Origin of the sequence: Anabaena sp. AL93 (assembly GCF_001672085.1) — a bacterium.
In the GTDB taxonomy this organism is placed as follows: Bacteria; Cyanobacteriota; Cyanobacteriia; order Cyanobacteriales; family Nostocaceae; genus Dolichospermum; species Dolichospermum heterosporum.
On sequence record NZ_LJOU01000005.1, the window covers coordinates 75844 to 82328 of the forward strand.

Consider the following 6485-nt stretch of genomic DNA (forward strand, 5'->3'; position numbering starts at 1 on the left):
AAATAGATAGTTTTTACTAATTTTAAGGATGAAACCAGGATAATTTCATCCTTAAACAAAATGCTATTTATCCTGTAATCGAATATCAACTACAGACGCATTAAAGTTATAGTTAAAACCTTCTAATTCAAAAGGGATTCCAATTTTCACTTTGCTATTACCAAGAACAGGCCCATCCTTAGTGACTGTAGCTTGTCCTTCTAAAGTCAAGAGAAAATCTGTACTAAAGTTAATTTTTCTAGGATCTGGTAATTCTTTCACAGAACCATCTGGTTGACCAATTGTCAGTGTTCTCTCTAACTGCTCAACCGATTTAATCCCAATCTGACCATAAGGTTGATTACGGATAATCACATTAGTTTTACCACCTTTTGTAAATCCTTCTTTAATTAACTGTTGAGGATTACGAACATTGAGTCCACGTACCAGTAAATCTACCTCAATGGGTACTGTTTTCGCACCCACTTGAGCCACAGAACCAGAAGTACCAGGGAAAATAAAGATACCCACTATCACTAGCAAAATTACTAATGCAGCCCCTAAATCTAATAGGTTAATTTTACCGAACAAGCGACCTTTAGAATCTAAAATAGCCATAATCAGGTTTGGATAAATTGCAGTTAAGTTTTCAGCTAAGTAATTGATTGTACCGACAAGTTTTTTCCAGTTATCCACAATCTTGATCACTGCATCAGAATTGACAGAAACTAGACATTATGGTTATGCGACAGTTTATCATGATTGCAGGAGATTCAGTGTCATAGTAGCAGTAAGTTATTTGAATTGACTATTTGCCCTATCTGGAGTTGAAAATGCAACTTAGTAAACTGAAAATTCGTCCTCTAATTTTAAGTTCTCACACCAATCTCATATAACTCGATTATGATTAACTCGCAAGGAATTTGGACAAATTATCGTTTGTGGCAGCGGCGCTGTTTGTATCCGTTCATTTCTGTAAGCGTTGCTGTGACTATTTGCTTAGTTACACCACTATCAAGTAAAGCTATAGGTTTTAGCGATCTGATCCGTGTACTCCCACAAGTAACCCAAATATTTAACCTATCTAATATATCCGATCGCCAGGAAGTTGATCTTGGGCAGCAAATAAATCAAGAAATACAGCAAGAAGTCAGAATTTCTCGTAATTCACAACTAAACAGCTATGTTGAACAAATAGGTAGACGTTTAGCAGCTAATAGCACTCGTCCAAATATTGCTTATACTTTTCAAGTAGTTGAAGATCCTGCTGTTAATGCCTTTGCAACCGCTGGTGGTTTTATTTATGTGAATACAGGTTTGTTAAAAACAGCAGATAATGAAGCCGAAGTCGCCAGTGTATTAGCTCATGAAATGGGACATATCGAAGGCAAACATTTAATTAAACAAATGCGACAACGAGCTATAGCCAGTGGTGTAGCTTCAGTATCCGGTTTAGATAGAAGTAAAGCCGTAGGAATTGGTGTGCAACTCGCCCTGAATCTTCCCCGTAGTCGCCAGGACGAATTTGATGCTGATAAAAGAGGATTAGCAAACATCACCCGCACTGGTTATGCTCAGTCAGCAATGGTTTCTTTCATGAAAAAGCTACAAAGAAGTAGCTCCGTACCTACATTTTTAAGCACACATCCAGGGGCAAGCGATCGCGTAATCTCCCTGCAAAATCAGATTAAAAGTCAACCAAGTAGTCAAAATCATGGTTTAGATAATCCGGTATATCAAAGCAAAATGAGAGCATTTTTGCCATAATTATGCTCGTTTTCTATGACGGCGGCTACCTGCAAATTCCTGTGGCTGAACAATTGTCATCACCTCTTCCCAAGCCACAGTCCGCACAACCCTACTGAACACATTGGCCTGATAAACCAACTTATTCGTAATATCCAGCCCCGTCAACCAACCACTACGGGGATGATAAGCGCCAGTATCAATATCTAACCAGCCCTGGCCCTGTGCCAAATTACCGGGAGCCACACCAGGTAAAGTAAAAGTTATAGTATGACCAACTATAATCAACTTATCTGCAAAATATGGTTTCTCTATCCGATGAAACTCATCCCTAATCCAGCATAATTCTTCCGCCGTCTGTTCTTGGACACTCTTTTCTGGATCAACACCTGCATGAGTTAACCAAAAATCTCCCAAATCTAAATATGTGGGCAAACTCTCAAACCAATCCAGATGTTGTTTAGGAATTGTTGCAGATTGGTAACTAGCAATAGTAGCCTGTCCTCCACTGTATAACCACGTTTGCATATTTGTGGACGAAGTATTCTTACCAGTCATGATATTTAATAACATCTGCTCATGATTACCTAGCAAACAAGGGTAATCATTTTCTTTAACAAACTCAACTACTTGGGCGCTTTTTGGACCACGATCAATTAAGTCTCCCAAAAAATATACTTGATCCTCTGATGTAGGTGCTATTTTTGCCAACAGCAACATCAAACATTCATAGTGTCCATGCACATCACCAATAACAACCCTGCGTTGACTAATTTCGCTCATTTGCTTCTAGCTTAAATGAATTAGCTGAATATTTCGACTAAACTTTGATTGGTCTAATTTTCGTTTAAAAGGTCAAGAAAACTTGACTAAGTTATGATTTCTTTAATAATTATGTAGACATTTGGTTAACTTGCCAAGTTCCCATATAAATAATTACTAACACCCAAGACTCCTATCATACATGAATTTTTATGCTTAAGTAGGCTCGTTCTCGGTAACAAAATATAACAAGCATTAGTATTTATTTTCATCTTGCAATAACCATAAACCACTATAAGTCATTCCCGAATCATCTGGTTGCACCAATAAAAAATGCAATCCCTGACTTAGCTGTTTTCGCTCTTGATATAACTTCCCCGCAGCAGTAACTTCCTCATCTGTAAAAGTCGCCAAAACCCACCTATCTACCAAACCAGCTTCTAATACCAACCCATCAGGCGCACCAGCGATATAGTTTAATGATACAGGATTATTTTCCTTTAACCACTGCGCTAAACGCATAGATTTTCGTCCACCGTAAATCACTACACCAGGGATAGGTACTGTTGAAGCTAAACCCAGATTAATTGGTTTGAGAAAATCTGGTATTTGCAAAAAAGGAATTGGTCGTTCTGTAAACTCATCCACAATATCACCAGATGGAATCGTCGCAAACCGCCATTCTTCCCCCCAGAGATTTTCCGGTAATGGTAATGGAGGTAGTTTATCCACAGTTACAGGATATTGTTTTGCTGCTAACCATTGTTTTAACGCCAAAGTTCTCCGAGTAGCTTCAACCTTAATACCTAAATTATTTCCCGCAGTTGTGATTAAACTTAAAGACTGAGGACGAAATACTTGAATTACATCTGGTAACTTTTCCTGACCAGCTAATTGTAATTGTTGGGCAACCCAAGTAGAATTAGCCTGGGATTGGGGACAACTGGCTGTAAATTCAAAACTGCGAGTTGCATCACAAACTAATAGTTCCCATAACGTCTGCCCTTCAACACTTTGTAGCGGACTACGATAAAAATCAGCCTGCCAAATCAGACTCATTCCCTACTCCATAAAAATTAAATAACTCAAAACCAAATTTAGCAAGTTTACTTTTTAACTAAATTCCTGGCAAATTCTATCGCTGCTTCTACTGTAGAAATTTTCCCCTCAGCTTGAGCAACACCAACCTCCATTAATAATTCACCTATCAATGGTGAAGCGGGAATGTTTAACGCCATCATCATGTCTTTACCATTGAGTAAAGGAATAGGATGAGCAACTACATCGTTTTTGTCAAGATAACGCTTGATTAAAGGTTCATAAGTAACAAACATACTTTCTTCAAACATTCCCTTAGCTACAATATCATTTGCTAAAGCTAATACCAACACAGCCGGAAATAAAATTCCCATTTCCCGAAACAGAAAATACTGTTTTCGCAAAGGCATCTTTACCGCTTTTATTTCCGAAAATAGTCTTAATCCCGTTGTCACAGCCCGAATTTCTGCCCGACTATAGGTAAGTTCCTGTAATTCGATTTCGGCAATTTCTGGCTTTGAGTCAACCAGACAAGCAAGTTTAGCAGTAGCTAACCAAGAAGTTTTCACAGTCTCCCGTACATAATTTGCTAATTCTTCTCCTAGTTGTTGCCAATTTTCACTAATTAAAGTATAAGCTTGATCAACAGCAGTTAACTTAATAAAACTTTCCTCAGTCGCGTTTTTAAAGAAACTAGTCAAAACACCATCTTTCCAAGCAGCATTTAGCCAAAATGTCCCTTGAGAATTTGCCAACAAATAACCAATTTCTACCCGTACTCGTTCCGCTGCCACTTGATTAATACTTTTTGCTAAACTGCGAATTGTCTCTTGAGTAGCTGGTTCAATAGTAAACCCAAGTTGGGCGGCTTGACGATAAGCCCGCATTAACCGCAAAGGATCATTTTGTAGATTTATAGGTGATATCATCCGTAACAGTCCAGATTCTATATCCTTACAGCCTTGCAAAGGATCAATAATTTCTTGAGTATGGGGATTATAGGCGATCGCATTAATAGTAAAATCCCTTCTATGCAAATCCGTAATTAAACTTTCCCCCTCCTGTTGAGCAAAATCAGCCGTAGCATGAGGAAACACCACACGGGCAATTTTTCTTTCAGCATCAAGTAACACAAAACCAGCTTGATAACGTTGAGCAATCTTTCTCGCTACCTTCACCGCATCCCCTGGGATAATAAAATCTAAATCCACATATTCCCGAACCCTACCCAAAATCGCATCACGCACCGCACCACCCACCATATAAACAGGTTGTGGCAAATATTCCAGACTACAAGGCCAATTTTTGGCAGCGAGACGAGAAACAACTAATTCATCCATTGTCATAAAAATCAACCTAGTAACTAATGCCGATTATTTTGCATTAAGCTACATTAACTATAAAGCTTCCCAAAGTTGGTTCTATTATGTGTATTTGCGTGAATTGCCACTATGTAGACCGCTGCGTCACCTACAACGCCGTAGAAACCCAGCACCAACAGCCTCACCTGACAGAAACACCAGATTTTGACCCCAACGAACCTGCCATCAACGTCAATATTCGCACACAAGGCGAAATAATTGAAATGGAATGGGATATTGTCGGTTGTCTCAGCTTCAAACAAGAAACAGGTAAATGGTCTAAATTGCGTCCAGGTGAATTAGTCCCCACCTAATTAGGCTAAATTCTGAGATGTTGCTGAGTATTTACAGCCAAAATCAGCAACACAAATTCTTACAAACTCCATTAACTTCCAATTATTCTCTTTCTTTCCTTCTTTCTTCGTGTCCTTCGCTTCTTCGTGGTTCAATCACATTTAATTGGTATTTTCCAGCGGAAAAAGAGTAAAAGCCCAAAATTAAGGTGATTTCACCTTTAACTTCTGAATTATGCTGTATTATTTAGCAGAAAAATACATTTGCATTTACCTTGACAACCATAATCAAACAACTCCCGCTGAATAAATACGCTTTAGCATTACACACCACCACACCAGAACTCGGTTTAGCAATTAGCAACTTTGCCGACTATCCCCAATCTCAAGTTTGGAACTTAGGACGTGACCTATCCAGTCACATTCATCAATATCTAGTTGAAGTAATTAAACCACGAACCTGGGCAGACCTAGAATTTATCGCCGTTGCCAAAGGTCCTGGTGGTTTTACAGGAACTCGCATCGGAGTTGTCACTGCGCGCACACTAGCACAACAGCTAAAAATTCCCGCATTTACAGTTTCCACCCTAGCCGCAGTAGCTTGGCAAGAATATAAATTACAAAGAAATTGCCAACATCCAATAATTGCCGTAGAAATGCCAGCACAACGGGGACAAATTTTTGGTGCTATTTATCAACCCAACCCTGATAATTCGGGCATTACAGCCCTATTATCAGATACATTATTCACGCCGTCTGCATGGCAAGAAACCCTAACTAATTGGCATACCAATCAGTTAATATCAGCCACATCTCACTTAGCAGCCACCGTCAACAGCATTTTGGAATTAGCCTATTTAGATTGGCAGCAAGGAAAAAATCCCCATTGGTCAGAAGCTCTACCTTATTATGGGCAACACCCAGTAGATATTTGAAATTATCGAAATCCGTTTAACCCTTGCCATATAAAGCCCTTAGCTGGAAATAGCCTCTGGTTTTACCCACCTCTAAAAAATATTTCTCAAACCCCTTGACAGAAAAAGGAAGGATTGCTATATTAAATAAGTGCCGAGAGAAAGAAACGACTCCCGGACAACTGAACCGAGAAAAAATAATACTTTGAAAGAATAGATTAAACCAATCCTCGTCGTCAAGATAATTGAAAGAGGATTCGAGATTTTAACTAATTTCGGAGCCAACAAACTCGAAAGAAACAAAATGGAGAGTTTGATCCTGGCTCAGGATGAACGCTGGCGGTATGCTTAACACATGCAAGTCGAACGGTCTTTTCGGAGATAGTGGCGGA

7 protein-coding genes and 1 rRNA gene are annotated in these 6485 nt (G+C 39.1%); 4 read left to right on the plus strand and 4 right to left on the minus strand.

What is annotated here, in order from left to right:
• Positions 1-63: 63 nt before the first annotated feature.
• A complete protein-coding gene (locus tag AN486_RS02475; protein WP_290599088.1) occupies positions 64-597 on the minus strand; it encodes a DUF4330 domain-containing protein in 534 nt (177 codons plus the stop codon).
• Between the two features lie 285 nt (positions 598-882).
• Here AN486_RS02475 and AN486_RS02480 point away from each other — a divergent pair, with 285 nt between their 5' ends.
• A complete protein-coding gene (locus AN486_RS02480; RefSeq protein WP_290599078.1) occupies positions 883-1746 on the plus strand; it encodes a M48 family metallopeptidase in 864 nt (287 codons plus the stop codon).
• Here the strand turns inward: AN486_RS02480 and AN486_RS02485 are convergent, their stop codons facing one another.
• The 3 genes from AN486_RS02485 to AN486_RS02495 form a co-directional block, all read right to left on the minus strand.
• Positions 1747-2508 carry a metallophosphoesterase family protein gene (locus AN486_RS02485; RefSeq protein WP_053537656.1) on the minus strand — a complete coding sequence of 254 codons (762 nt, stop codon included), beginning with the start codon at positions 2506-2508 and terminating at the stop codon, positions 1747-1749. It abuts the gene before it with no gap.
• Positions 2509-2742: 234 nt separating this feature from the next.
• Positions 2743-3546, minus strand: coding sequence for a Tab2/Atab2 family RNA-binding protein (locus tag AN486_RS02490; protein WP_053537655.1), 804 nt, complete (start codon positions 3544-3546; stop codon positions 2743-2745).
• 47 nt (positions 3547-3593) lie between these two features.
• On the minus strand, positions 3594-4865 hold the full coding sequence (locus AN486_RS02495) for a CCA tRNA nucleotidyltransferase (RefSeq protein WP_290599090.1): 1272 nt from the start codon (positions 4863-4865) through the stop codon (positions 3594-3596).
• Positions 4866-4951: 86 nt separating this feature from the next.
• Here AN486_RS02495 and AN486_RS02500 point away from each other — a divergent pair, with 86 nt between their 5' ends.
• From AN486_RS02500 to AN486_RS02510, 3 genes are all read left to right on the plus strand, one after another.
• Positions 4952-5200 (plus strand): Ycf34 family protein, encoded by a 249-nt coding sequence (locus AN486_RS02500; protein ID WP_168635168.1) that lies wholly within the window; start codon positions 4952-4954, stop codon positions 5198-5200.
• 254 nt (positions 5201-5454) lie between these two features.
• Positions 5455-6114, plus strand: a complete 660-nt coding sequence (gene tsaB / locus AN486_RS02505) for a tRNA (adenosine(37)-N6)-threonylcarbamoyltransferase complex dimerization subunit type 1 TsaB (protein WP_053537653.1) — start codon at positions 5455-5457, stop codon at positions 6112-6114.
• 280 nt (positions 6115-6394) lie between these two features.
• Positions 6395-6485, plus strand: a 16S ribosomal RNA gene (locus AN486_RS02510); the annotation flags it as partial.

Excerpts from the sequence above, each read along its gene's own strand:
- AN486_RS02495 (WP_290599090.1), bottom strand. The coding sequence starts at position 4,865 with ATGGATGAATTAGTTGTTTCTCGTCTCGCTGCCAAAAATTGGCCTTGT.
- AN486_RS02500 (WP_168635168.1), top strand. The coding sequence starts at position 4,952 with ATGTGTATTTGCGTGAATTGCCACTATGTAGACCGCTGCGTCACCTAC.
- AN486_RS02475 (WP_290599088.1), bottom strand. The coding sequence starts at position 597 with ATGGCTATTTTAGATTCTAAAGGTCGCTTGTTCGGTAAAATTAACCTA.
- AN486_RS02485 (WP_053537656.1), bottom strand. The coding sequence starts at position 2,508 with ATGAGCGAAATTAGTCAACGCAGGGTTGTTATTGGTGATGTGCATGGA.
- AN486_RS02490 (WP_053537655.1), bottom strand. The coding sequence starts at position 3,546 with ATGAGTCTGATTTGGCAGGCTGATTTTTATCGTAGTCCGCTACAAAGT.
- AN486_RS02480 (WP_290599078.1), top strand. The coding sequence starts at position 883 with ATGATTAACTCGCAAGGAATTTGGACAAATTATCGTTTGTGGCAGCGG.